The 24,475-nt window shown below is 71.6% G+C and carries 20 protein-coding genes and 1 pseudogene; 9 read left to right on the top strand and 12 right to left on the bottom strand.

Translation table 11 applies throughout. The features are described 5' to 3' along the window. Nucleotides 1–31 precede the first annotated feature (31 nt). Nucleotides 32–1,039 carry an FkbM family methyltransferase gene (locus E0500_RS25915; protein WP_131560385.1) on the bottom strand — a complete coding sequence of 336 codons (1,008 nt, stop codon included), beginning with the start codon at nucleotides 1,037–1,039 and terminating at the stop codon, nucleotides 32–34. 100 nt (nucleotides 1,040–1,139) lie between these two features. After that, nucleotides 1,140–1,373, bottom strand: coding sequence for a hypothetical protein (locus E0500_RS25920; RefSeq protein ID WP_131560387.1), 234 nt, complete (start codon nucleotides 1,371–1,373; stop codon nucleotides 1,140–1,142). Nucleotides 1,374–1,488: 115 nt separating this feature from the next. On the opposite strand from E0500_RS25920, the gene E0500_RS25925 reads away from it, so the two are divergent. The 3 genes from E0500_RS25925 (at nucleotide 1,489) to E0500_RS25935 (ending at nucleotide 5,181) form a co-directional block, all read left to right on the top strand. Next, nucleotides 1,489–2,394, top strand: a complete 906-nt coding sequence (locus E0500_RS25925; protein ID WP_131560415.1) for a LysR family transcriptional regulator — start codon at nucleotides 1,489–1,491, stop codon at nucleotides 2,392–2,394. Between the two features lie 106 nt (nucleotides 2,395–2,500). Next, nucleotides 2,501–3,535, top strand: a complete 1,035-nt coding sequence (locus E0500_RS25930) for a LacI family DNA-binding transcriptional regulator (protein ID WP_131560388.1) — start codon at nucleotides 2,501–2,503, stop codon at nucleotides 3,533–3,535. A gap of 209 nt (nucleotides 3,536–3,744) precedes the next feature. Beyond that, on the top strand, nucleotides 3,745–5,181 hold the full coding sequence (locus E0500_RS25935; protein ID WP_131560389.1) for an aldehyde dehydrogenase family protein: 1,437 nt from the start codon (nucleotides 3,745–3,747) through the stop codon (nucleotides 5,179–5,181). A gap of 87 nt (nucleotides 5,182–5,268) precedes the next feature. On the opposite strand, the gene trxA is transcribed toward E0500_RS25935, so the two are convergent. Beyond that, a complete protein-coding gene (trxA, locus tag E0500_RS25940; protein WP_131560391.1) occupies nucleotides 5,269–5,661 on the bottom strand; it encodes a thioredoxin in 393 nt (130 codons plus the stop codon). A 128-nt stretch (nucleotides 5,662–5,789) separates the two neighbouring features. On the opposite strand from trxA, the gene E0500_RS25945 reads away from it, so the two are divergent. Further along, on the top strand, nucleotides 5,790–7,241 hold the full coding sequence (locus E0500_RS25945) for an NAD(P)/FAD-dependent oxidoreductase (RefSeq protein WP_131560393.1): 1,452 nt from the start codon (nucleotides 5,790–5,792) through the stop codon (nucleotides 7,239–7,241). A 50-nt stretch (nucleotides 7,242–7,291) separates the two neighbouring features. On the opposite strand, the gene E0500_RS25950 is transcribed toward E0500_RS25945, so the two are convergent. Further along, nucleotides 7,292–7,948 (bottom strand): peptide deformylase, encoded by a 657-nt coding sequence (locus E0500_RS25950; RefSeq protein WP_131560395.1) that lies wholly within the window; start codon nucleotides 7,946–7,948, stop codon nucleotides 7,292–7,294. A gap of 249 nt (nucleotides 7,949–8,197) precedes the next feature. On the opposite strand from E0500_RS25950, the gene E0500_RS25955 reads away from it, so the two are divergent. Further along, a complete protein-coding gene (locus tag E0500_RS25955) occupies nucleotides 8,198–9,583 on the top strand; it encodes a PepSY domain-containing protein (protein ID WP_131560397.1) in 1,386 nt (461 codons plus the stop codon). Between the two features lie 114 nt (nucleotides 9,584–9,697). Here the strand turns inward: E0500_RS25955 and E0500_RS25960 are convergent, their stop codons facing one another. The 3 genes from E0500_RS25960 to polX form a co-directional block, all read right to left on the bottom strand. Then, a complete protein-coding gene (locus E0500_RS25960) occupies nucleotides 9,698–10,045 on the bottom strand; it encodes a tetratricopeptide repeat protein (RefSeq protein ID WP_131560399.1) in 348 nt (115 codons plus the stop codon). Nucleotides 10,046–10,157: 112 nt separating this feature from the next. After that, on the bottom strand, nucleotides 10,158–13,145 hold the full coding sequence (locus E0500_RS25965) for a SpoIIE family protein phosphatase (RefSeq protein WP_181587135.1): 2,988 nt from the start codon (nucleotides 13,143–13,145) through the stop codon (nucleotides 10,158–10,160). A gap of 59 nt (nucleotides 13,146–13,204) precedes the next feature. Continuing rightward, entirely contained in the window at nucleotides 13,205–14,935 is a 1,731-nt protein-coding gene (gene polX / locus E0500_RS25970; RefSeq protein WP_131568774.1) for a DNA polymerase/3'-5' exonuclease PolX, read from the bottom strand. 157 nt (nucleotides 14,936–15,092) lie between these two features. On the opposite strand from polX, the gene E0500_RS25975 reads away from it, so the two are divergent. Then, nucleotides 15,093–16,235: a site-2 protease family protein gene (locus E0500_RS25975; protein WP_131568772.1), complete on the top strand. Its 1,143-nt coding sequence runs from the start codon at nucleotides 15,093–15,095 to the stop codon at nucleotides 16,233–16,235. Nucleotides 16,236–16,367: 132 nt separating this feature from the next. Then, complete coding sequence (locus tag E0500_RS25980; RefSeq protein WP_131568770.1) at nucleotides 16,368–17,246, top strand: universal stress protein; 879 nt, start codon at nucleotides 16,368–16,370, stop codon at nucleotides 17,244–17,246. Between the two features lie 25 nt (nucleotides 17,247–17,271). Here E0500_RS25980 and E0500_RS25985 read toward each other — a convergent pair whose 3' ends face one another. Beyond that, nucleotides 17,272–18,300 carry an alcohol dehydrogenase catalytic domain-containing protein gene (locus tag E0500_RS25985; protein ID WP_131568780.1) on the bottom strand — a complete coding sequence of 343 codons (1,029 nt, stop codon included), beginning with the start codon at nucleotides 18,298–18,300 and terminating at the stop codon, nucleotides 17,272–17,274. Nucleotides 18,301–18,396: 96 nt separating this feature from the next. After that, a pseudogene (locus E0500_RS25990) lies at nucleotides 18,397–19,072 on the bottom strand (CBS domain-containing protein). Between the two features lie 526 nt (nucleotides 19,073–19,598). On the opposite strand from E0500_RS25990, the gene E0500_RS25995 reads away from it, so the two are divergent. Both E0500_RS25995 and E0500_RS26000 read left to right on the top strand, forming a co-directional pair. Further along, nucleotides 19,599–20,591, top strand: a complete 993-nt coding sequence (locus E0500_RS25995; protein ID WP_399119877.1) for an Acg family FMN-binding oxidoreductase — start codon at nucleotides 19,599–19,601, stop codon at nucleotides 20,589–20,591. Between the two features lie 47 nt (nucleotides 20,592–20,638). After that, entirely contained in the window at nucleotides 20,639–21,514 is an 876-nt protein-coding gene (locus tag E0500_RS26000; RefSeq protein WP_131568768.1) for a universal stress protein, read from the top strand. A 19-nt stretch (nucleotides 21,515–21,533) separates the two neighbouring features. Here the strand turns inward: E0500_RS26000 and E0500_RS26005 are convergent, their stop codons facing one another. The 3 genes from E0500_RS26005 to E0500_RS26015 all read right to left on the bottom strand — a co-directional run bounded on the left by E0500_RS26005 (nucleotide 21,534) and on the right by E0500_RS26015 (nucleotide 24,444). After that, nucleotides 21,534–22,676 (bottom strand): PP2C family protein-serine/threonine phosphatase, encoded by a 1,143-nt coding sequence (locus tag E0500_RS26005; protein ID WP_258572933.1) that lies wholly within the window; start codon nucleotides 22,674–22,676, stop codon nucleotides 21,534–21,536. Between the two features lie 126 nt (nucleotides 22,677–22,802). Continuing rightward, on the bottom strand, nucleotides 22,803–23,816 hold the full coding sequence (locus E0500_RS26010; RefSeq protein ID WP_309505144.1) for a squalene/phytoene synthase family protein: 1,014 nt from the start codon (nucleotides 23,814–23,816) through the stop codon (nucleotides 22,803–22,805). 181 nt (nucleotides 23,817–23,997) lie between these two features. Further along, nucleotides 23,998–24,444, bottom strand: coding sequence for a hypothetical protein (locus E0500_RS26015; RefSeq protein WP_131568762.1), 447 nt, complete (start codon nucleotides 24,442–24,444; stop codon nucleotides 23,998–24,000). Nucleotides 24,445–24,475 lie beyond the last annotated feature (31 nt).

The raw sequence follows: 24,475 nt of genomic DNA on the forward strand, positions 1-24,475 counted from the left end.
GCCCTCCAGGGGACCGGCGCCGGAGGCCTCGTCAGCTCTTGGCCGGAGCCGCGTCCGCGCGCATCATCACGCAGTCGAACTCGACCACACGCCCCGTGGACTCCTCCCGCGTGACCGGATACATGCCGGTGATCCCGAACCCGCCGGCCTCGTACGCGGCGATCGCCTCGCCCATCTCCGGGCTGCCCTCGTACAACCGCAGCGCGGCGACCTCCGACTGCAGGCCCACGAAGTCCGCGATCCGCTCCCCGGCGCCCGCGAAGACCTCCAGGTCGTAGCCCTGCGTGTCCATCTTGAGGTAGGGCCGGGGGTCGGCGATGCCCTCCAGGGACTGCTCGATCACCGCGTCCAGCCGCCGGATCCCGATCTCCTCGGTCTGCGTCTTCGCGAACCGCTTGTAGCGGCCACGGCCGTAGTCGCTCGGCGGCAGCAGCGAGTTCATCGAGTTCCAGCCGGTGTGGATGGACCGCGAGGTCTCCTCGCGCCCCAGGGCGAAGTGGTGCACCCGCCACTCGGGGTCGTCCTGCGCGGCCCGTTCCAGGCGGGCGAAGGCGTCCGCGGTGGGCTCGAAGGAGACGATCCGGCCGGTGTAGCCGAACCGGCGCAGCCGCTTGGCGTACTGGCCGGCGTTGGCCCCCACGTCGAACACGCAGTTCACCCCGTAGGCCGCCAGCATCCCGGCCACGTGCTGCGCGCACAGGTACGCCCCGGCCGCCAGCTGGAACCTGCGCTCGTCCGCCCCCGCGTTCTCGGTCATCAGCAGGTGCGCCCCGGTGTCGCCGAGCGGGACGTCGGTCCACTTGCCGGGCGACTCCGGGGTGTTGCGGGCCTTCTTGTCCAGGACCACCCACACGCCCTTGCCCGCGGGGGCCACGGAGTACCGGTCGGCGCCCCTGGCCAGCAGGTCCGCGCCCGGCTGCAGCGGAATACGGGCGGGTGTGCCGCGCCGGGAGACCACCGCGGTGCCCGGGCCGAGATCGGTCACCCGCACGCCCAGCCGGGGTATCGCCCTGAGCAATCTTCTGTAAATCGTCTCCATCCGCCCACCCTCGCAGAGACGGCGCGAATCGGTTGCGCGCTTGAACGATTTCACACCGAGCGTCCCTCGGCGGCCGAGGCGGCCGGGGCGGCCAGGGCGGTCAGCGACCCGCCGGGCCGCACACTCCGCGCACCGCGTCCGGAGCGGCGGGCCGGCTGCGGGAGACGACGCGCATACCGCGTTCGTCGACGACCCGGACCTGGACCGAGCCGCACCCGCAGCGGATCCACACGGTGTGACCCGTGGCCGTGGCGTGCCGGGACACGACCTGGAAGGGCTCGGCGCGGTCCGGCCAGCCGCAGTGCGGGCAGGCACCGGCTGTCGTGCTGGTCATGGCGACTCCTCAGTACGGCGGGAAGGGTTGACCGTCGCGACACAGCCAGAGTGAACCGAAGCCGCCGTGTACGTCCAGGTTGACTTTCCGGATTCCACTGTGAAGCGTGGACTTCATGATTGATCTGCGCCGACTGCACGTCCTGAGGGCGGTCGCCCACTACGGCACGGTCACCGCGGCCGCCCGCGCCCTGCACTTCACACCGTCCGCCGCCTCGCAACAGATCCGTCAGCTCGCCCGCGACCTGGGCGTCGACCTGCTGGAACCGCAGGGCCGCGGGGTCCGGCTCACCCCGGCGGCACAGAGCCTGCTCGCGCACGCGGACGCCATCCAGGCCCGTTGGGAGCAGGCCGAACTGGACCTGCGCGCGGACCACGAGGCCCCGTCCGGCATCCTGCGCACGAGCGGATTCCCCGTCGCCGTCTCCGTGCTCCTGGCGCCGACGGCGGCCCGCCTGCGTGCCCTGCACCCGCGTCTGTCCGTACGGATCCAGGAGACGGAAGTGCCGAAGAGCTTCGACCTGCTCTTCGAGGGGGAGATCGACCTGGCGGTCGTCGAGGCGACCCCGCAGAACCCGCCCCTCGCCGACGCGCGCTTCGACCAACAGCCGCTTCTGGACGACCCGTTCGACCTGGTCGTCCCCGCGGACCATCCCCTCGCGGGACACGAGCGCGTCGACCTCGCACAGGCGGCGCACGAGGACTGGATCGCCCCGGTGCCGGAGAGCCCCTGCCGCCCCCACGTGATGTCGGCGTGCGGCGGTGCCGGCTTCAGCCCCAACGTCGTGCACCACGCGCTGGACTGGAACGTCTCGGCCCACCTCGTCGCCCACCGGCTCGGCGTCGCCCTCATCCCGCGGCTCGCCCAGCTGACCCCTCACCTGCCCATCACCCGCGTCGGCTGCAACGGCAACCCGCACCGCACACTGCTCACCTGCACGCGTGGCGGCGGTGCCCAACGCCCGGCTGTGGCAGCGGCGTTGCGGGAATTGCGTAAGGTGGCCCCCACAGCGGTCGCGTGAACACCCGGTGCGGGGTGGGTCCGTACGAACCTGCCCGCTGCCCGGTTGCCGCCGCGACTCCCTCTGCCCGAACGCCCGTCACAGCTTCTGTAAAGATGCGTACCTCATGGTCCACATACCGAACCAGCCCGCTCCGCCGTCGCCCGCACAGCGATCCGTGCCGACGAGTGCCGATGTGGCGCGCCTTGCGGGTGTCTCACGCGCGACCGTCAGCTACGTCCTCAACAACACCACTGCCGTCCGGATCAGCGAGCCCACGCGCCGCCGTGTCCACGAGGCCGCCAGGGAACTCGGATACGTGCCGCACGCGGCCGCCCGCAGCCTGCGCGCCGGCCACAGCCGCATGGTCCTCATGCCCGCTCCCCACGTCCCGGCGAACCCGCTGTACAGCCAGTTCATCAATGAGATCCAGTGGGCGCTCAGCCGCCTCGACTACACCGTCGTCCAGTACGGCAGCATCGGCCTCCACGGCGACGAGGCCGCCCGCGCCTGGGCCGAACTGCGCCCGGTCGCGGTGATCGTGCCCGGCGCCGGAATCGGCCCGAAGGGCGTCGCCGTCCTCAAGCGGTCCGGCGCCCGGGCCGTCGTCACCATGGGACCCGAGCCCGTCGAGGGCGCGCACGGAATGCTCCTGGACCACTCCGAGCTCGGGCGCAGCGCCGGAGCCCACCTCGTGGCCGAGGGCCGCCGCCGCATCGGTGTGGTGGTGCCCGCAGAGCGCGGCCTGAGCATCTTCTCCGGCCCCAGACTCGCCGGCGTGCGGCAGGCGGCCCAGGGCACCGACGCCACGGTGACCGAACTGCCGCTCGCGTACCAGGAGGAGGCCGCGGCCGAGCTCGCGGCGCGCTGGCGCTCCCTCGGCCTGGACGCCGTGTTCGCGTACAACGACGAGTACGCGATGCTGCTGATGCGCGCCCTCCAGGACCAGGGCATCGCCGTCCCCGGGGAGACGGCCGTGATCGGGGCCGACGACCTGATGCTCGGCAGGCTGCTGCGGCCCCGCCTGAGCACCGTCCACATGGAACTGCCCGCCGGGCGCGATCTCGCGGAGCTGGTGGACCGGGCCGTCCGCGAGCCCGGCGGGATACCCGAGACGAACCAGGTACTCGGGTTCCGGGTGGTGCACCGGGAATCGAGCTGACCCGCCGGGGCACCTGACCCGTACCGCGGGCCGGAGCGCAGGTTTCGCGCAACTCCTGGGAGGATTATCGGAGTTGTGTGTCGGTCGGGTGTGGCAGGCGACACGTTTCTCCCGTGACGTGACTAGGATGTTGCGCGCTCAACCAGAGGGGGCACAAGACGGGTACGTCTTCTTCCCACCGGTGATCAGCGAACGATCGGAGCGCCGTCATGCCGCTGCTCGACCCGAAGACCTGGCAGTCCCGCACCCTGTCGGGCGGTGAGTACGCCGTCACCGAGCCCGCGACCGGCGAGACGCTCGCCACCGTCACGTCGGCCACCGCCGACGACGTGGCGACGGCCACCGGGCAGGCCAGGGCCGCACAGGCCGAGTGGGCCCGCAGCCCGCACTTCGTCCGCGCCGGGGTGCTGCGCAGGGCGGGCGACCTGTTCACCGCGCACGCCGAGGAACTGCGCGACTGGATCGTGCGGGAGTCCGGCTCCGTCCCGGGCAAGGCGGAGTTCGAACTGCACGTCGCGGCCCAGGAGTGCTACGAGGCGGCCGCGCTGGCCTCACGCCCGACCGGTCAGACACTGCCCTCCGAGGCACCCCGGCTGTCGTACACGCGGCGGGTGCCGGTCGGTGTCGTCGGTGTGATCTCCCCGTTCAACGCCCCGCTGATCCTGTCCATCCGCTCCGTCGCCCCGGCCCTCGCCCTCGGCAACGGCGTCGTCCTGAAGCCGGATCCGCGCACCGCCGTCTGCGGCGGGCTCTCCCTGGCCGCCGTCCTCGCGGAGGCCGGACTCCCCGAGGGGCTCCTGCACGTGCTGCCCGGCGGTCCTCAGGCGGGCCAGGCGCTGGTCGCCGACCCGCTCGTGCCCGTCATCTCCTTCACCGGGTCGACGGCCGCCGGACGCGCGGTCGGTGAGGCCGCGGGACGTCATCTCAAGCGGGCGCACCTGGAACTGGGCGGGAACTCGGCGCTCGTCGTGCTGGAGGACGCCGACATCGACGCGGTGATCTCCACGGCCGCGTGGGGATCGTTCTTCCACCAGGGCCAGATCTGCATGACGACGGGCCGCCATCTCGTCCACGCGTCCCTGTACGAGGAGTACGTCGAGCGGCTCGCGGCGAAGGCCGACTCGCTCGCCGTCGGAGACCCCTACCGCGAGCAGGTGCACCTCGGTCCCGTCATCGACGACTCCCAGCTGGCCAAGATCAGGGGCCTGGTGGAGTCCAGCACGGCAGGCGGCGCCAGGCTCGCGGCGGGCGGCACGCACGAGCGGCTGTTCTACCGGCCGACCGTCCTCGCCGGCGTCGACGACTCCACCCCCGCCTACGCCGAGGAGGTCTTCGGTCCCGTCGCGCCCGTACGGCCCTTCAAGGACGCCGACGACGCCGCCGCTCTCGCCGCCGACGGCCCCTACGGACTGTCGCTGGGCATCGTCACCCGCGACACCGCGCGCGGCCTCGACCTGGCCGAGCGCATCCCGACCGGTATCGCCCACATCAACGACCAGACCGTCAACGACGAGGCCGTCGCGCCGTTCGGCGGGATCGCCGCCTCCGGCACCGGCGCCCGCTTCGGCGGCGAGGCCAATCTGGAGGCCTTCACCGAACTGCGCTGGACGACGGTGCGCGGGGACGTGGCGGCGTACCCCTTCTAGGGACCCCTTTATTGGGATCCCTTCTTGGGCCCCCTTCGGGGGACCACCCGGCGGCCGGGGACTACTGGCCCACATGGCCGCCGGGACCTACCGCACCTGGCCGTCGCCCTCGGCCTTGGCCTGCTGCTCGGCGACCGACTTGCGGACCTCGTCCATGTCCAGTTTCCGGGCCTGGCCGATGACGTCCGTCAGGGCGGCCTCGGGCAGGGCGCCCGGCTGCGCGAACACGGCGACCCGGTCACGGACGATCATCAGCGTCGGGATCGACTGGATGCCGAAGGCCTGGGCCAGCTCCGGCTGCGCCTCGGTGTCCACCTTCCCGAACACCAGATCCGGGTTCTCCTCCGCCGCCTTCTCGTAGACCGGCGCGAACTGACGGCACGGCCCGCACCAGGACGCCCAGAAGTCGATCAGGACGAAGTCGTTGTCCGTGACCGTCTGGTCGAAGTTCTCCTTGGTGAGCTCCACGGTGCTGCTCATCGCGTGTATCCCTCTCCTGGAAATCGGGGCTCTGGGGCAAGCCGCTGTCGGTAACGCCGTCCTGCGGTGGCGTATTCCGCGCGCGTACCCGTGTGGCCTCCGCGCACACCACCAACCAGACTGACCCCATGACGGACACGCAATCCGCAGAAGACTCTGCACCTCTCACATACGACGTCGTGGTGCTCGGCGCCGGGCCGGTGGGCGAGAACGTCGCCGACCGCACCCGCGCGGCCGGCCTCTCCACCGCGGTCGTCGAGAACGAACTCGTCGGCGGCGAGTGCTCGTACTGGGCGTGCATGCCCAGCAAGGCCCTGCTGCGCCCGGTCATCGCGCGCGCCGACGCCCGCCGCGTACCCGGCCTGCGGCACCTGGTGCAGGGCCCCCTCGACGCGGCCGAGGTACTGGCCCACCGCGACTACGAGACCTCGCACTGGAAGGACGACGGCCAGGTCCGGTGGCTGGAGAGCATCGGCGCCGATCTCCACCGGGGCCACGGACGCCTCGACGGCCCCCGCCGGGTCGTCGTCGACGGCCCGGACGGCACGCGCCAGGTGCTGACCGCCCGGCACGCCGTCGCCGTGTGCACCGGCAGCCGCGCCCTCCTGCCCGGCCTGCCGGGGCTGGACCGGGTACGGCCGTGGACGAGCCGTGAGGCCACCAGCGCGCAGGCCGTACCCGGCCGTCTGGTCGTGATCGGCGGCGGCGTCGTGGCCGTGGAGATGGCCACGGCCTGGCAGGCCCTCGGCTCCCGGGTCACCGTCCTCGTCCGCGGCAAGGGCCTGCTGCCCCGCATGGAGCCCTTCGCGGGGGAACTGGTCGCCGAGGCGCTGACGGAGGCCGGTGTCGAGGTGCGCACCGGTACGTCGGCGGAGTCGGTCACCCGCGAGAACGGAACCGTCGTGGTGCGCACCGACGCCGGGGACCGTTTCGAGGCCGACGAGATCCTCTTCGCCACCGGGCGCGCTCCGCGCACGGAGGACATCGGCCTCGACACGGTCGGCATGGAGCCGGGCTCCTGGCTGGCGGTCGACGACAGCCTCCGCGTCACGGGAAGCGAATGGCTGTACGCGGTCGGCGACGTCAACCACCGTGCGCTCCTCACCCACCAGGGCAAGTACCAGGCCCGAATCGCGGGCGCCGCCATCGCCGCCCGCGCGGCCGGTGTACCGCTCCTGGAGACCGACCCCTGGGGCGCCCACGCCGCCACCGCGGACCACGCCGCCGTACCCCAGGTGGTGTTCACCGACCCGGAGGCCGCGGCCGTGGGCCTCTCGCTCGCCGAGGCCGAGCAGGCAGGCCACCGTGTCCGCGCCGTGGACGTCGACATCGCCTCGGCCGCAGGAGCCGGCCTCTACGCCGACGGCTACCGTGGCCGCGCCCGCATGGTCGTCGACCTGGACGAGGACATCCTGCGCGGTGTCACCTTCGTCGGCCCCGGCGTCGGCGAACTGATCCACTCGGCGTCGATCGCGGTCGCCGGACGGGTCCCGGTCAGCCGCCTCTGGCACGCGGTCCCGTCGTACCCGACGATCAGCGAGGTCTGGCTGCGGCTGCTGGAGGCGTTCCGGGACTCCTGAGCCGATCCGGTGACGAGGACGGCCCGCTCGCACCGACCAGTCGCCGACCGTCAGCCGGGCAGCGGGAAACCGAGGGATTCCGCCGCCCGGTGCGGTACCGGCTCGTTCCAGAGGTCGGCCATGGCCTGGTTCGAGGACAGGGAGCGCAGTTCGGCGCGGTCGAGGTAGAGCGTGCCGTCCAGGTGGTCCGTCTCGTGCTGGACGATGCGGGCGGGCCAGCCGGAGAACTCCTCGTCCACCGCACGGCCGTGTTCGTCCAGGCCGGTGAGCCGTACACGGGCGTGCCGGGCCACCACGGCCTGCCAGCCCGGCACGCTCAGACAGCCCTCGAAGAACGCGGCGCGCTCGGTGCCCACGGCCTCGTACTCCGGGTTGACCAGCACACGGAAGGGCTGCGGCACCCGGCGGCGAGCGAGCCGCACCTCCTCGGGCACTGGCGCCGGGTCCTCGATGACGGCGATCCGCAGTCCCACCCCGACCTGCGGCGCGGCGAGCCCGACACCGGGCGCGGCATGCATGGTCGCGCGCAGGGCGACGATGAAGCGGACCAGGAGCGCCGGGTCCAGCTGGCCGTCGAAGGGTTCGGCGGGCCGCCGCAGCACCGGGTCGCCCGCGGCGACGATCGGCAACGGGCCCTCGTGGGAGAGGAGTTCCTCGACCCGGTCACGGATCCGGCGGGAGGTCGGACGGTCGCTCTCTGATGCCATCGCGCCAGCATGCCAAGACGCGTCGCTCGATGCGGGGCGGATCGGCCGGAAGAGGTACAGACCACACTGCGGTACGGGCCACACTCCGGTACAGGCCACACGGCGGTACAGGCACCGCGTACAGAGCGCACGGCGGGAGTCCTCGCCTCGATGTGATCCATGCCACTCGCACGTCCGGGAACTCGGCACCCCCTCGCCCCGACTACTGGACCACAACGCCGTCCCCTTCCTCCCCGGAGTAGCCCGCCGATGTCCACTGCTCCCTCGACCGAGACGGGCGAGTCCCAGGAACCCGTCACCGCCCCGAGACCCCGCCCGGCCGTCACGCTCAGACCGCTCGTGCTGCGGCTGCACTTCTACGCCGGTCTCCTCGTCGCCCCGTTCCTGCTGGTCGCCGCTCTGACCGGCTTCCTGTACGCGGCCTCGTTCCAGGCCGAGAAGATCGTGTACGCGGACGAGCTGACCGTCCCCGTCGGTGATCGCAAGCTGCCGGTCTCCGAGCAGGTGGCCGCCGCCCGCAAGGCCCACCCCGACGGCACGATCTCCGCCGTACGGGTGTCGCCGGAGGACGACGCCACGACCCGGGTGCTGCTGTCCGGCGTCCCCGGTGTCGACGACACCCACACACTCGCGGTGTTCGTCGACCCGTACACCGCCGAGGTGCGCGGGGCTCTCGAACAGTACGGATCGACGGGCGCACTGCCCCTGCGGACGTGGATCGACGAGTTCCACCGCGATCTGCGCCTCGGGGAGAACGGCCGTCTCTACAGCGAACTCGCGGCCAGCTGGCTGTGGGTGATCGCGGGCGGCGGGCTCGCGCTGTGGTTCGGCCGCCGACGGACGCAGCGCAAGTTGCGCGGCACCAGCGGCCGGCGCCGCACCCTCGGCCTGCACGGCACCGTCGGCGCCTGGGCGGCCGCCGGGCTCTTCTTCCTCTCCGCGACGGGCCTGACCTGGTCCACGTACGCCGGGGCCAACGTCGAAACCCTGCGCACCTCGCTGGGGCAGGCGACCCCGGCGATATCGGCGACCCTGGGCGACCACGCGGCCCACGGAGGCGGCGGCGCCTCGTCCGGCAAGGCGGCCGAGGGCGATCTCGACAAGATCCTCGCCGCCGCGCGCGCCGAGGGCCTCGGCGACCCGGTCGAGATCGTGCCGCCCGCCGACGCGTCCTCCGGGTACGTCGTGCAGCAGATCCAGCGCAGCTGGCCGACGAAGCAGGACGCGGTGGCCGTGGACCCGGCGACCAACGAGGTCACGGACACCGTCCGGTTCGCGGACTTCCCCGTGCTCGCCAAGCTCAGCCGCTGGGGCATCGACGCCCACACCGGCGTCCTGTTCGGCCTGGTCAACCAGCTCGTCCTGATGGCCCTGGCGCTCTCGCTGATCCTCCTCATCCTCTGGGGCTACCGCATGTGGTGGCAGCGCGGCCGCGACTCGGCCTTCGGCCGCCCCATCCCGCGCGGCGCCTGGCAGCAGGTGCCCCCACAGATCCTGGTCCCCGCGATGGCGGCCGTCGCCGTCCTCGGCTACTTCGTCCCGCTCCTGGGTATCCCGCTCGCGGCCTTCATCGTGGTGGACATCGTGCTCGGCGAGATCGCGTACCGGCGGGGCAGGCGGACGTACGCGCAGTAGGGCGATGTGCGCATGCGCGACGGCGGGCTCCCCTCAGGGGTGAGCCCGCCGTCCAGGTTTCGTCAACTCCGCTATCGGCCCGTCAGGTCCGTTCTCGGCCTGTCAGGTCCGTCCTCAGAGCTCCTCGAAGTCGCCGGCGAGGGCGGAGGCGATCCGCAGGTGCGACTCCGCCTCCTCGTGCCGCCCCTGCCGCTCCAGCGTGCGCCCCAGCATCAGCCGGGCGTAGTGCTCCACCGGATCGCGCTCGACGATCACGCGCAACTCGGCCTCCGCGCGGCGCAGCTGGGCCGAGTGGTAGTACGCGCGCGCCAGCAGCAGCCGCGGGCCGGTCTGCTCCGGCACCTCCTCGACCAGCGCGCCGAGGGTCCGCGCCGCCGCGGCGTAGTCCTTGGCCTCGAAGAACAACCGCGCCCGCTCCCAGCGCTCCGCGGCCGTCCCGTGGTCGTAGTACGTCGTGTCCACTCGTGACCTCCTTCGCGGCGTACAACCCTACGGGGCAGTTGAAAATTCCACTACTTGCCCCGGGTGCTCGCGGTGTCGTCCGGGCCCACGGCTGTGCGGCGTTGAGCTCGCTCTACTGCTCCTGGCTCTCGAAGGACAGTGCGTCCAGATCTCCCGCGAAGCCCTCGGGGTTCAGGAACAGCAGGTCCTGCGTATCGGACGGCCGGTCCAGGCGGCCGTCCGGGCCGAGCAGTGTCTGTTCGGTCCAGATGCACTTTCCGTTCGGCGTGTACCGGGCACCCCAACGCTGGGAGAGCGCCGTGATCAACTGCAGCCCGCGGCCTCCCTCGTCGGTCTCCGTCGCGTGGCGGATGCGGGGCATCGTGAGGCTGCCGTCGAAGACCTCGCAGATCAGCCTGGTGTCGTGCAGCAGACGTAGGCGCATCGGGCCCTTGGCGTGGCGTACGACGTTGCCGACCATTTCGCTGGCCAGGAGTTCTGTGGTGGGGGTCAGTTCGTCCAGGCCCCAGACGGAGAGCTGCTCGCGGACGTGGCGGCGGGCCAGGCCGGCCGCCTTCGGGTCCTCGGGCAGCGGCCAGGAGGCCATCCTGTCCTCGGTCAGGGCGTGGAGGCGGGCGACGAGGAGCGCCGCGTCGTCGGCCGCCTGGTGCTCGCCGGAGAGCAGTCCGGCCGTCAGGGTGTCGCACAGGGTTTCCAGGTCCGCGTCGATGCCCTCGTCGTGGGCGGTGCGCAGGAGTCGAGCAAGGCCCGACATCCCCTCGTCGACCTCCCGTTTCGACGACTCGACGAGGCCGTCGGTGTAGAGCACGAGCAGACTTCCGTCGGGCACCGTCAGCTCGACCGTCTCGAACGGCGGCTTCGCCGCGCCGAGCGGTGGATCCGCGGCCGGCTCGGGGAAGTGCACGGTGCCGTCGGGGTGCACCAGGGCCGGGGGAGGGTGTCCGGCGCGGGCGATGGAGCAGTTCTGGGTGGTGGAGTCGTAGAGCGCGTACAGGCAGGTGACGTACGAGTCCTCGCTCATGCCGCCGACGATGTCGTTGAGGTGCCCCATGATTTCGTCGGGCGGCAGTTCGAGGTCGGCCAGGGTGTGGACGGCGGTGCGCAGGCGGCCCATGGTGGCGGCCTCGGGCAGGCCGTGGCCCATGACGTCGCCGACGACGAGGGCGACCTGGCCGCTGGAGAGCGGGATGACGTCGTACCAGTCGCCGCCCACGTCCATGCCCTGCCCGGCGGGGAGGTAGCGGGCGGCGGCGGAGCATGCGGGCAGGTCGGGGAGGCCGGTGGGGAGCAGGCTGCGCTGGAGTTCGCGGGACCGGGTGTGCTCGGCGTCGTAGAGCCGGGCCCGCTCCAGGGCCTGTGCGACGAGGGCGCTGATCGTGGTCAGCAGCGAGCGCTCGTCGGTGGTGAGCCGACGCGGACGTTCCCAGGACACGACGCACACCCCGAATGTGTGGTCGGACACCGTCAGTGGCATGAACGCCCAGGCCTGCTTGTGGGCGATTCCGGGGAGGTCGGCGTGGTCGGGCGCGTACGCGGCGTACTCCTGGGTCGAGGAGAGGAACACCGGTGCTCCGGACGCGATCACACTCCAGCCCGGCAGCGTGGCCGCTGTGGAGCGGCTGTTCAAGAGGTCGAGGAAGTCGTCCGCGTAGCCGACGGCCCCGATAGCGAGGAGTTGGTTCCCTTCGATGGCCTGCACCACGAGTCCGACGGCGTCGAACGGCGGCAGCACCCGCTGTGCGACCGCGTCCACCACGTCCTGTGTGGTCGTCGCCTTGGCGAGGGCCGCGGTCAGCTCCGCGATCTGGGCCGCCCGCTCGGACGCGGCGCGCTCGGCCGCCTCGCGCTCCTCCTGCATACGCCGTTTCTCTGTGACGTCCGCCAGGTAGATCGCCCGGCCGACGGGGCCCGGGACCAGCCGTAGCTGGTAACGACGCCCGGTGTCCGGCATGTCCACATCGAAGCTGGCGGGTATCTCCTCGGCGGCGGCTCTCCGGCAGCGGCGCTCCAGGCCCGGGATCCGCTGCGCGGCGGGCAGGTCCCACAGCACACGCCCGAACAGTTCCTCCTGGGAGTGTCCCAGCAGGCGTTCCGCTTCCAGGTTGGCGAAGATGATGTGCCACTCGGCGTCCACCGCCAGGAAGCCGTCGCTCATATGGCGAAGGGCCCGGCTGAGCGCGTCGCGGGCGGAAGGCGACTCGCTGCTCTCCCACCGGACGCCGGCCATCCGGAGGGGGGCACCCTGATCGTCGTACGTCGGCTTGCCGCGGGCCCGCGACCAGACGTACGTGCCGTCAAGGTGCCGTACCCGATACGTGGCCTCGTATATCGAGTGCTCGCGGATCGCGCGCTGCGCCTCCCGCAGCGTCGGTGCCAGGTCGTCGGGGTGGAGGATCTGGATCCAGTCCTGGATTCTGCCAATGTAGTCGGCCGGTTTGGTGCCGTAGAACTCCATGACCAGCGCGTCCCAGATCAGCTCGTCGGTCTGGAGGTTCCAGTCCCACCATCCGACCATGAGGTCCTGCACGGCGGTCTGCTGTGGCCGCTCACCGTCTGGTTCCGACGCCGCGGGTGCGGTCACCTTCGGCGCCTGGACCATGCGCTCCTCGGTCCAGGCGACGACGGACCGGAGGAAGTCCCACTCTTCCGGGGTGGGCTCGCCCCGGTCGCCCGTCAGCACGGTGAGCGTGCCCATGATGCGGCCCCCGGCGGACACCGGCAGGACGGCCAGGCCCGTGCGCATGCCGGGCCATGGCGCATCTGCCATGTCTGCGGTTTCTGCCGTATCTGCAGCCTCTGCCGCCTGTGTCGCTGCGGCCGGTTCGGCAGGGGGCGGCGGCAGCCATACGGCGCTGCCCCGGCGCAGGGCACGCGCGGGGGCCACCTGACTCTCCTGGTCGATGACCTCCCAGGAGCGTGGAAGGGCCGGAGGCAGGCCGACCGTGGACGCCAGGCACAGCGCGGAGGTGGGGCCGCAGAGGTGGACCATGCCCCCCAGAGCGCACAACTCCGCCGTGGCGTGGAGCAGCCCCAACCGGAAGATTTCGCTTTCCGGAAGACCGGGACGCACCGCGCTGAGCAACGCCAGCCGCGCCTGCATGAGTTGAAATTTATCCTTTCAGTATCAAACCGGGACATTCAACAGTAATGGAGAATGTCTCACTCGGGGCGCTTCCCCTTGCGCAGGAACCGGCGCAGTCGACCCAGCGGCCATGTGTTGATCACGTCTTCCGGAGTGAGCCATCCGCGTTGGGCCATGCCGATCCCGTAGCGGAGGTACGCGAGGTGGAGGAGGGAGTGGGCGTCGGTGCTGACGGCGAACTTCGCCCCGTGACTCCGGGCGCGGAGGATGTCCTCGTCGCCCAGGTCGAGGCGGTCGGGCTGGGCGTTGATCTCCAGGGCCGTGCCGGTGCGGGCGCAGGCCGCGAACACCTCGTCGAGATCGGCTTCGACGCCCGGTCGTTTGCCGATCAGACGGGTCGTGGGGTGGCCGATGACGTTGATGTGGGGGTTCTCGCAGGCACGCACGATCCGCCGGGTCATCGCCTCGCGATCGACGTTGAAGTGGGAGTGCACCGAGGCCACGCAGATGTCGAAGCCCTGGAGGAACTCGTCGGGCCAGTCCACCGCCCCGTCCGGGTCGATGTTGAGCTCGGTGCCGTGCAGCAGTCGCATCCGGTGGTGTTTGCCGTCCAGTGAGCGCACGAGCTCGCGCTGGGCGAGGATCTTCTCGTCGGTCATGCGCTGCATGTACAGGTTCGGTGCGTGGTCGGTGACCGCGTAGTACGCGTAACCCCGCTCGGCGGCCGCTGCCACCATCTCCTCCAGCGGGGCGAGGCCGTCGGTGAGGTCGGTGTGGGTGTGCAGGTCACCTCTGATGTCGCTCTCGGTCACCACCTCGGGCAGTTCGCCCCGCAGGCCTGCTTCGATCTCCCCCCGGTCCTCGCGCAGTGTGGGCGGGATCCACGGCAGGCCGAGTCGGGAGTACACCTCGTCCTCTGACCGGGAGGCGACCCGCTCTCCGCCCTCGGTCTCGAACAGGCCGTACTCGGAGAGCTTCAGCCCCAGGTGGACGGCGATCGTGCGGGTACGGATGTTGTGTGCCTTCGAGCCGGTGAAGTACTGCATCCCGGCGCCCCACGAGTCCGGTCGCACCACGCGCAGGTCGACCTGGACGCCCTTGACGGTACGGATCGAGGTCTTCTTCTCGCCGTGGGCGATGACCTCGGAGGTGGAGGGCAGTTCGGTGAGCGCGTCCATGAAGGGGGCCGACCGGCCAGCGGCGACGAGGATGTCGATGTCGCCGATGGTCTCCCTCATACGGCGCAGCGAACCGGCGTAGGCGCAGTCTTCACAGCCCGTGATCCGGGAGAGCTCGGCGACGATCTCCTCGGCGGACTCCATGGCCGTGCTCAGCGGGATCCGCCCTCCTGCCTGCTGCATGAGGGCGATGCCGTGCAGGATGTTCGCCTCGGTCTTCTCCCCGAAGCCCTTCAGGTCGCGCAGCTTCTCCGCCCTGATGGCGTCGGCGAGCTCGCCCACCGAGGAGATGTGCAGATCCTCGTAGACGGTCATCGCCTTCCGGGGGCCGAGAGTGGGGATGGTGATGAGCTGCCTTACCCCCGCGGGAATCCTGGCCCGCGTCTCCTCGACCACCGTGACACGGCCGGTGCGGAAGTACTCGACGACCTTCTCGGCGATCGACCTGCCCACGCCCGGGATCTCCCTCAGACCCGCGACGTCGAGGCGGGAGACATCGGCGGGATGACCGCCGATCGCGCGGGCGGCCTTCTCGTAGGCGCGCGCCTTGAACGCGTCGCCTCCAGTGATGGCGATGAGGTCCGCGTACTCCTGAAGGAGTGCCTCGACCTCCTCGTTGGGCCGGACCACGTCTCACAGTCTAGGAACCGACCTGTCCGGCGTGCCAGGCCTCCGGCGCGCGAAGCCGTGGCCACGAGGGTGTACTGGAAGTCAGGAGGATCCGCGGGGCGAGAGGCCGAAGGCGTCATCCTCTCCATGGCCCGTGGGTCCGGGCAGGGAGAAAGCTGTGCGGGCGACGTTCGTTCTGGGACGGATCGCGGGGGTCCGGGTCGGCGTGCACTGGAGCGTCCTGTTCATCTTCGGCATCATCGCGTTCGGCCTGTCGCAGGGCCGCCTTCCCCACGCGTATCCAGGGCGTGCCTGGGCGGTGTACTGGGCGGCCGGCCTGTGCACCGCCGTGGTCTTCTTCGCCTCCCTCCTCGCGCATGAGCTGGCGCACGCCGTCGTGGCCCGGCGCAACGGGGTCGAGGTGGACGACATCGTGCTGTGGCTGCTGGGCGGGGCGGCCCGGCTCAAGACCGAGGCGTCCAGCCCCGGCGCGGAACTGAGGATCGCCGGCGTCGGCCCGCTCGTCAGCCTTCTCCTGGGCGGGTTCTTCGCACTCGGCGCCTGGCTGCTCACCCTGGTGTCCGCGTCCGGGATCGTGGTGGAGATGGTGGCGTGGCTGGCCGTCATCAATGTGCTGCTCGCGGTCTTCAACGCGGTGCCCGCCGCCCCGCTCGACGGCGGCAGGCTGTTGCGCGCGTTCCTGTGGTGGCGCACGGGAGACCGGCTGCGGGCGACAGCCAACGCGACCATGGCGGGGCGGGTCTTCGGGTGGCTGCTCGTGGTGTTCGGGCTGGTCCTGTTCCTGAGGACCGGCACGTTCGGCGGCTTCTGGCTGGCACTGATCGGCTGGTTCCTCATCGCGGCCGCGACCACCGAGGGACGGCAGGCCCAGCTGCGGGGCGTGCTTGCCGGGGTTCCGGTGCGGGACGTCATGACGCCGGAACCTCTCACGGTTCCCGAGGACACCACGATCGCGGAGTTCCTCACCGGAGTGCGCTACCGCTACCGGCACTCGGCGTTCCCCGTGACCGACGACGGGGCCCCGGTCGGGCTGGTGACCCTGGACAGCGCCAGACGGGTGTCGCAGACCGAGGCCCAGGCCCTGTCGGTGAGGGCGGTGATGGTGCCGTTGTCCAAGGTCATCGTGGTGGGGCCGGAGAGCCCGGTGGCGGACCTGATGCCGCGCATGGAGCCGGGCGCCGAACACCGGGTCCTGGTCGTGGATCGCGGCATGCTCGTCGGCATCGTCTCGCCCTCGGACGTCAGCCGCATGGTGACATGGCTGATGAGCACCGCCCCCGGGCGGCGCGGTCGTCGGTGACCGTGGCCAGGCCCGGAGCCCCGACAGGTGCCCGCGAGGCCGTGGCAAGGCGGCGCTCGACAACAGGGGCGAGGGTGGAAGGGCAGCGAACGGACGGACGGCGGAGCGGGGAACTCTCTCCTGGAGGCGGCCATGACAGGTGCAGACGGGCGTCGGCCGATCGTGGTGGGCGTCGACCCCGACACCGCCAAGCGACTGGCGCTCGCCTGGGCCGCCGACGAAGCGGATCGACGTCGCCTGCCGCTGCGGCTGGTCCACGCCCAGGGCACGCCGACCGGCGGATACCGGTCGGGGGAGGCGCGACCGTCCTGGGAGGAGTGGAACCGGGCGCTGCACGGAGTCGGTGACCAGGTACTCAAGGAGGCGGTCGCGTTCGTCGAGTCCCGGTGGCCGGCGGTGGAGGTGTCGACTCTGCTGGCGGAGGGAGAGCCGGCGTGGGTCCTGCACGAGGAGGCGCGACGCGCCGCCCTGGTCGTGGTGGGCTCCTGGCACCTGACCAGACGGCACGGAATGTTCACCTCCGCCTCCGTGGCGCTCCCGCTCACCGCCCACGCCCCCTGCCCGGTCGTGGCCGTACCGGAGCCGGAGCCGGAGCCCAACACCCAGCAGCCCGCGTACTTCGTGGTCGGCGTCGACGGCAGCCCGCATTCGGCCGCGGCGGTGGACGTGGCGTTCGAGGAGGCGGCCCTGCGCGGGGCGCTCCTGCGGGCCCTGTACGTGTGGCATCCGCCGCGCCTCGGTGCCCTGGACGAGGACGCCGCGGTGCTGGAGTGCCGCCGTGTGCTGTCCGAGACGGTCGCGGGCCGCAGCGCGACGCACCCGGATGTGGAACTGCACCACGAAGTCGTCCGCGGCCACCCGGTGAAGGCCCTGACCGAAGCCTCGGAACGCGCCCTGGGCCTGGTCGTGGGAACCCGGGGGCACGGAGGATTCACGGGCATGCTGCTGGGCTCGGTGAGTCAGGGAGTACTGCACCACGCCCGCTGTCCCGTCATCACGGTCCCGGCATGAGCGACTCCCTGCCGGCCAGGGCCTCTCACTCGCGGTGCAGTACGACCTTGAGGGCGCCGGTCGTGGTGCCATGGGCGAACGCCTCGTAGGCGTCCTCCATCCTGTTGAGGCCGAAGGTGTGGCTCACGAGCCGGGAGACGGGCAGGCGCCCGAACCCCACCAGCTCCAGCAGCCACGGTGTGGAGGACGTGTCCACCTGGCCGGTACTGATCGTCACGTTCTTGCGCCACAGCGACTCGAGATGCAGCGTGGCCGGCTTGCCGTGCGTGCCGATGTTGGCGATGTGCCCTCCCGCGCGGACGGCACGCGTGCACAGTACGAAGCCCTCCGGTTCCCCCGTGGCCTCGATGACCACGTCGGCACCCGGGCCCTCGGACAACTCGGCGATCATCCGTCCGGGCAGCTCGGCGGCATCGGTACCCACACGGGCGGCGGCTTCCAGCCGCGCGGCGGACAGGTCCGTCACGACGATCCGGCGGGGTGAGTAGAGCCGCGCGATGACGACCGCGGCGAGACCGACGGGACCCGCGCCCACCACGACGACGGTGTCTCCCGGGCCCACATGTCCGTTGCGCACTCCGACCTCGTAGGCGGTGGGAAGGACCTCGGAGAGCAGGACCGCGTCGTCGAGCGGGAGGTCGAAGGGCCGTCGGTGGGTGGAGTGGTCGGCGAACGGCACCCGTACGAACTCGGCCTGGGTGCCGTTGATCAGGCTCCCCAGGATCCACCCGCCGCCGCCGCGGCACTGCCCGTACATGCCGTCACGGCACGGCTGACAGTGACCGCAGGCCGAGACGGAGGACACGATCACCTGGTCCCCGGGGCGCAGGTCGTGGATGCCGCCGCCGACCTCCATGACCTCGCCCACGGCCTCGTGACCGAGGATCGTCCCCGGCTTCACGTCGGGGAGGTCTCCCCGCAGGATGTGCAGATCGCTTCCGCAGACGGTGGTGGCGTCGACGCGCACGATCGCGTCGGTCGCCTCCTCGATCGCGGGGTCCGTGGCGGTGTCCCAGGAGCTCTGTTCGGGGCCGTGGTAGACGAGCGCTCGCACGATACTCACTCCCTCGCTACCTCACCTCCACGGTCGCGCCTGAGGGACTCCTGGGCAACATGAGCCTCCGCCGCGCCGCCGTGCCGCTCTCGCGCCTCAGGTGCCGGTGGGGGAGTGGTGGGTGTCGTCGGTCGGGTAGGTGAGGTGCCCGGTGACGGAGACGACGCCGTCGACGCTCCTGCAGAGCTGTTCGATGATGGGGATCAGGCTTCTGAACTCGACGGAGCCGTGGAGGTCGACCCGGCCGTCCCGTACCTGGACCGTCAGCTGTGCGGGGTCGAGTCCCATGGTGCGCCGCAGTACGTCCTGGGTGATCTCGTCGTGGATGGCGTCGTCGCGGCGCAGGAAGACCCGCAGCAGGTCGGAGCGGCTGACGATGCCCAGGAGCCGGTCCGCCTCGTCGACCACTGGCAGCCGTTTCACCTTCTGGACCTCCATCAGACGGGCGGCCTCGACCACGGTCCAGTCGGGGCGGGCGCACACCGCGGGCGCGGACATCAGTTCCTCGGCGCGGGCGCCCTCGGCCTTGGCCCGTTCCCACGCCTGAAGGTGCGGGATCGGGGCCAGGCCGGAGGGGTCGGCCTGGTCGGCCGACTTGCGCAGCAGGTCGACCTCGGACACCACGCCCAGGGGGCGGTCCAGTTCGTCGACGACGGGTACGGCGGTGACGTCGTGGTCCGTGAGGAGCTTGACGATCTCCTTGAAGGTCAGGTTCCCGCCGTGCCCGGACCACGTCTCGGGTCATGAGTTCCGCGACGGTTCGGTGGTGCATGTCGCCTCTCCCTCACGGGACGTGACGGCCGGTCGACTCGGGGCGGTACGTGGGGGGTGTTCGTCCCGTGCGGCGGTGTGCCGGGCGTGGCACGTTGGATACAGCACCATTGTGAGGAAGGGGCGGCGATCATGCGAGCTCAGGAGCCGTCCCGGCGGCCGGGCACGGATGAGGCGGAAGGCGTCCCCGGCAGGCCCCCGTCGGCGGAGCCGCCAGCCCCGGCGACATCCGCCGGCGCGCGGCGGCCGAGCGGCGGCGGCGCCGGTCTGCCGTGCGGCCAGGGCAGGCGCTGCTGCACCCGGTCGTCGCGGAGCCGGACCCCGCTCGGTGGCCGAGCGCGCCCACTGCGAACCCCCGGGCGGCGAACGCGAGATGCGGGTGCCGATCCGGCCCATGCACCTGACGGGCCGCCGCATCACTCCGGCCGACGAGTGAGCGGCCGAGGGCCCCGGCCCTCCCGTCGCGTATCCCAAGACCAATCGGAGAGCGGTCCCGTCCCGGCCGCCGACCCGTGAGGGAGGTTCCGGTGAACCGGCAAGCACCGTCCGACGAACGCGTGACGGCCCTGGTGCACGACGCGGCCGCCGCCCCGTCGATGCACAACGCGCAGCCTTGGCGCTTCCGCTACCTGCGGCGCAGTCGCACCATCGAAGTGCGCGCCGATTTCGAGCGTGTCATGCCGCACTCCGACCCCGACACCCGCGGCCTTCATCTCGGCTGCGGCGCCGCCCTGTTGAACCTGAGGGTCGCCGTGGTCCACGAGGGCTGGTGCCCGGAAACCCGGCTGCTGCCCGACCTCAGCGACCGGGCGCTGCTCGCCGGCGTGCGACTGACCGCCTCCGGGAGCCGCGAGAGCGACCTCGGCGCGCTGTATCCGGCGATCCACCGGCGGCACAGCAGCCGCTTCCCGTTCGAGGAGACGGAGATCCCCGAAGCCGTCCGCAGAGCGCTCGCCGATGCCGCTCGCCTTGAGGGAGCGATGCTGACGTTCCCCACGTCATGGCATCTGCAGGAAGTCCTGGAACTGGTCCGTCAGGCCGAGGCGCGCAACATCACCGACCGCGGCAGTGACCAGGACCTGGCCCAGTGGACCCGGGCCGGCACCCCGTCGGCTCACACGACCGACGACGGAGTCCCGGACTACGCCTTCGGGCCACGCAAGCGTGGCGGCAAGGCCCCGGTGCGCGACTTCGCCGGTCCTCGGCAGGTGGCGGGCCGCGACTCCGCCGATTTCGAGCGGACTCCTCAGCTGGCCCTCGTCAGCACGCTCTACGACCGCCCGGAGGACTGGCTGCGCGCCGGCCAGGCCCTGGAACGCGTCCTCCTGCTGGCCACGGTCGAGGGTCTGTCCAGCTCCTTCGCCACCCAGCCCCTCGAGTGGACCGACCTGCGCTGGCCCCTGCGCGACCCGGTGTCCGGTACGGGCTACACGCAGATGATCATCCGCCTGGGATACGGCCCCCAGGGCCCCGGCGCACCGCGCCGCCCGGTGTCGCAGGTACTCGACATCCAGCCGTGACCCGCCCGCAGGACTGACGGAGAGGGAAGCGAAAGGCGGTGGGAAGGATGGAACTTCCCCTGGTCGTGGGGGTCGACGGATCGGCTGCCGCCCTCACGGCGGTCGACTGGGCCGTGGACGAGGCGGCCCGGCACGGTCTGCCCCTGCGGCTCGTCTACGCCTCGTTGTGGGCGCACTACGAAGGCGCCGTGATGACGGGCGACCGTGAGCGCCCGTCCGAACAGGTGATGGCGGAGAACATCGTCCGGTCCGCGACGGAGCGTGCCCGGCGGCGCAACCGGGATGTGACGGTCTCGGCCGAGGTGGTCCCCGAGGAGGCGGTGGACGCCCTGCTGCGCGAAGGTCTCCATGCCTCCGCCGTGGTGACGGGCTCACGTGGCCGTGGTGAGCTGAAGGGGATGCTCCTCGGATCGGTCGGCCTGGTGGTGGCGGCCCGTGCGCACTGCCCGGTGATCGTGGTCCGCGGCAACCAGGCCGCACTGGCCGGCACCCACGAACGCATCCTGCTCGGCGCGGGGAACCCCGTCACGAGCGGTGAGGCCGTGCGGTTCGCCTTCCGTGAGGCCGAGGCACGCCGGTGCCCCCTCGACGTCGTACGTGCGTGGCGTTCCCCCGCGCACCAGACCACCCACCCCCCTCGGTCGGCAGGCGAGCCGGCGCGCTACCCCAGGGAGCGGGCGTCCGCCCTGCTCGACGCCCTGTTGCACGACGCGGTGGCGGACCATCCGGGTGTCCGGGTACGCCCCGACACGGTCGAAGGACCGGCCCGCAAGGTACTCCTGCGCCGCGCGGACGCAGCCGACCTGGTGATCGTCGGAGCACAGCGCAGACAGGACCACTTCGGGCTCCAACTCGGCCGGGTGACCCACACGCTGTTGCACCATGCCCCCTGTCCCGTGGCGGTCGTGCCGCAACGGGGGTGATCGCCTGAGCGGTCCGCGGCTACGCCGGGTGCTCCAGCGCCCGGTGCTCCGGGCGTCGAACGGCATCCGGGCGTCGTACGGCGAGCGCGGCGATGTCGTCGTCGAGCCGTCCGCCGCTGAAACGGAGCAGGTCCCTGTGAAGTCGGTTGAGCAGCCCCGGGGGCGACGCCGGACCTTGCCCGCGCATCCAGTCCTGCAGCGGGAAGAAGTCGCCGCTGCGGTCCCGGGTCTCCGTGACACCGTCGGTGTAGAGCAGTAACTGGTCGCCCGGGGCGAAGGCCAGGGTGTCGATGCAGTAGCGGTCTCCGATGAGCTTCGCGAGGTTGAGCGGCGGAGAGGGGGCGGTGGGCTCCAGAACGCGCATTTCCCCGTGGCGCACGAGCAGTGGCGGGGGGTGCCCGCAGTTGAGCAGTCTGACGTTGCCGCCTCCCCGCGGGATCTCGGCGAGAAGAGCGGTGGCGAATCGCTCCGGCAGGTCCTGGGCGGGGAACGCGGCACTGTGGCGGATGATGCTGGTCTCCAGACGATGGATGACGCCCCTCAGGTCGGGCTCGTCGTGCGCGGCCTCTCTGAAGCAGCTGATCAGCGCCGAGGCCGCTCCCACGGCGGAGAGGCCCTTGCCGCGTACGTCGCCGAGGAGCAGCCGGACCCCGTACGGTGTGGCGGCCGCCTCGTAGAAGTCGCCGCCGATCCGGGCCTGCGCCTGGGCCGCTACATACAGCGACTCGATCTCGATGTCCTCCAGGCGGCTCGGCAGGGGACGCATCAGCACCTTCTGGGCCGTGTCGGCGACGAGCCGGATCTGGATGAGGGCCTCCTCCCGTCGCAGCCGGACATGGCTCGCGTACGCGGCCGCCAGGGTGACCGCGACGATCGCAGCCGATGTGTAGGGCGTCCCCAGGTCGGTGTAGACGAGGCTCAGGCCGAGCATGGCCAGCAGACAGCCCGTGCCCAGCAGGATCGTGGGGAGCACGGGCCACATCGAGGCGGCCAGGGCGGGCGCGGCGGGCAGGAGGCGGCTGATGGCGATCTCCCTCGGTGTCGCGAACGCCAGCGCGGTGATGAGGAAGGTGAGGAACACCGGTGACAGCCGGACAGCGTCCCTTCGGCCGCCGCGTTGCCGACGGCGCCGTAGTCGCCTCAAGGTAGGCACGAAACGCATCATATCTACCCCAAACTGGGCAATTAGAGATCAGGTGAAACACGTTACGGCGGGCAGGGGGCGGCACCATGCCGTTCCGAGCCCCCTGCGCGCCGCTGTTGCTCTCCTGCTCAGAGCCTTGAGATCTCAGGGCCTCGCGCCGCCACGACTTCCGACTGTCCCGGTCTCGGTCCCGGTCCCGGACTCGGTCTCGGTCTCGTTCTCTGTCCCGGTCTCGTTCTCGGTCTTCACCGCACTCCGCTTCGCCCGAGCACGCTCCCTGAAGAGCAGCTTCAGAGTGCTGGGGAGCGGTGGCCGGGCGGGACCCCGCAGCAGCGCCGCGCCCTTGGCCAGCGCCGCCTCGGCCGTCAGGTCCTCGACGCCGATCATGGCGCGGAACAGCGGGCGGCCATCGGGCGGTACGAGGTCGGCCAGGGGCCGCCCGGCGGCCAGCGACTCGCGCGCCTGACCGAGGACGTGGGCCAGCAGGGCGCGGGTGCCGGGGGTGTCATGGGCGGATTCGAGGTCGGCGCGGGTGACCGCGAACGCGTCCAGGGTCTCCTGGGGGAGGTTGAGGCGGCCCTCTGCGAGATCCTCAGCGATGTCGTTGGCGAAGTCGAGGCGCTGGCTGCCGTCGATGTACGTACGGCAGGCCTCGCGGTAGCCGGCCGGGGTGTCCTCACCCGTCAGGAGGCCGGCGATCAGCAGGAACGCGGGAAGAACGTAGGCGTCGATGTATGACTGGTAGTCCGCCTCGGTGGCGAAGCCCGCGAAGTCGAGGTCGGCGGGGGCGGCGGCGAGGAAGTCCGTCACATAGGTGCGCAACGGGGGGTGGACGCTCATGGTGTGCACCAGGGCCCGGAGATCGGGGTGCTCGACGGTACCGCCGGCCATTCCCTCGCGGACCTGTGTCGCCCAGCGCGCGAAGGCGGCGGCGCGTTCGGCTCGCGGGCCGCTGTCGAGGAGATTGTCGGAGAGGTGCATGAAAGCGGTGACGGCCAGGAGATGCGGGAGCTGCTCGGGGCGCACCAGGAGGCGGGTGGCCAGATAGGCGCTGGGGCGGTAGCGCGCGACGATCCGGCGCTGCCGTGTGTAGTCGGCGCGCAACCCCGCCCCGTCGATCCGGGCGGCGTCCAGCGCCTTGCCCCACCACAGTCCCACAGTTCGGCCTCCTGAAACTCCCGGTCCCGGCGATTTCCGGGACTCACACGGCAACGCAGCCACCGTAGTCGGCGTTCGGTCCCCGCTTTCTCCCTCCCCTCGCGCACTGCACGCGCCCGCGGTTGCCGGCGCGCGCGGTGAACTCGGCTTCGCCATGGGCTTGTCGTCGGGACAGGCCCTCTCAGCACAACAGGTCGCGCAGCAGGCCCGGCAGGGCGGCGTCGAGTACGGACCACACGGTGGCAGGGGCGCCGGTACAGGCCGCGGTACACGCGGCCCCCCGAACAGCCCTCTCCGAAGTAGTCACGTGCCGGCATCTCCTCGCGGTAGTGCGGCAGTTGCGCCACCCAGAAGTGGTGCGGTCGGCTTTCCGAAGGAGGTCTTCCTGCCCCCGGTACGGCCCGACCAGGGCCGCGGCGGCCGGCGGCAGCGGCGGGTCGAGGACCACTCCGGAGCGGTCCGGTGTCCACCACGGCTCCGCGAAGGCCGGCGCGACATCGGCCAGGAGTCGTGCCGCGCGCGCCGGGTCGAGCCGGATCCGGCGGTCGAGCCAGGAGAGCTGGGCCCGGACGAGTTTCTTCTCCGGGCGGATCGGGACCCGTTCGCACCTCTCGCTACGACCGAGCACCGACAGAGATCGCCGCACGCCGGGCCGGGCC

This window comes from Streptomyces sp. KM273126 (genome assembly GCF_004337435.2).
In the GTDB taxonomy this organism is placed as follows: domain Bacteria; phylum Actinomycetota; class Actinomycetes; order Streptomycetales; family Streptomycetaceae; genus Streptomyces; species Streptomyces acidicola.

What these genes read in the sequence shown, in the direction of transcription:
- E0500_RS25980 (WP_131568770.1), top strand. Translation starts at nt 16,368, where the DNA reads ATGACAGGTGCAGACGGGCGTCGGCCGATCGTGGTGGGCGTCGACCCC.
- E0500_RS25930 (WP_131560388.1), top strand. Translation starts at nt 2,501, where the DNA reads ATGGTCCACATACCGAACCAGCCCGCTCCGCCGTCGCCCGCACAGCGA.
- E0500_RS25945 (WP_131560393.1), top strand. Translation starts at nt 5,790, where the DNA reads ATGACGGACACGCAATCCGCAGAAGACTCTGCACCTCTCACATACGAC.
- trxA (WP_131560391.1), bottom strand. Translation starts at nt 5,661, where the DNA reads ATGAGCAGCACCGTGGAGCTCACCAAGGAGAACTTCGACCAGACGGTC.
- E0500_RS25950 (WP_131560395.1), bottom strand. Translation starts at nt 7,948, where the DNA reads ATGGCATCAGAGAGCGACCGTCCGACCTCCCGCCGGATCCGTGACCGG.
- E0500_RS25965 (WP_181587135.1), bottom strand. Translation starts at nt 13,145, where the DNA reads ATGCAGGCGCGGCTGGCGTTGCTCAGCGCGGTGCGTCCCGGTCTTCCG.
- E0500_RS25955 (WP_131560397.1), top strand. Translation starts at nt 8,198, where the DNA reads ATGTCCACTGCTCCCTCGACCGAGACGGGCGAGTCCCAGGAACCCGTC.
- E0500_RS25920 (WP_131560387.1), bottom strand. Translation starts at nt 1,373, where the DNA reads ATGACCAGCACGACAGCCGGTGCCTGCCCGCACTGCGGCTGGCCGGAC.
- E0500_RS25935 (WP_131560389.1), top strand. Translation starts at nt 3,745, where the DNA reads ATGCCGCTGCTCGACCCGAAGACCTGGCAGTCCCGCACCCTGTCGGGC.
- E0500_RS26005 (WP_258572933.1), bottom strand. Translation starts at nt 22,676, where the DNA reads ATGCGTTTCGTGCCTACCTTGAGGCGACTACGGCGCCGTCGGCAACGC.
- E0500_RS26000 (WP_131568768.1), top strand. Translation starts at nt 20,639, where the DNA reads ATGGAACTTCCCCTGGTCGTGGGGGTCGACGGATCGGCTGCCGCCCTC.
- E0500_RS25925 (WP_131560415.1), top strand. Translation starts at nt 1,489, where the DNA reads ATGATTGATCTGCGCCGACTGCACGTCCTGAGGGCGGTCGCCCACTAC.
- E0500_RS25915 (WP_131560385.1), bottom strand. Translation starts at nt 1,039, where the DNA reads ATGGAGACGATTTACAGAAGATTGCTCAGGGCGATACCCCGGCTGGGC.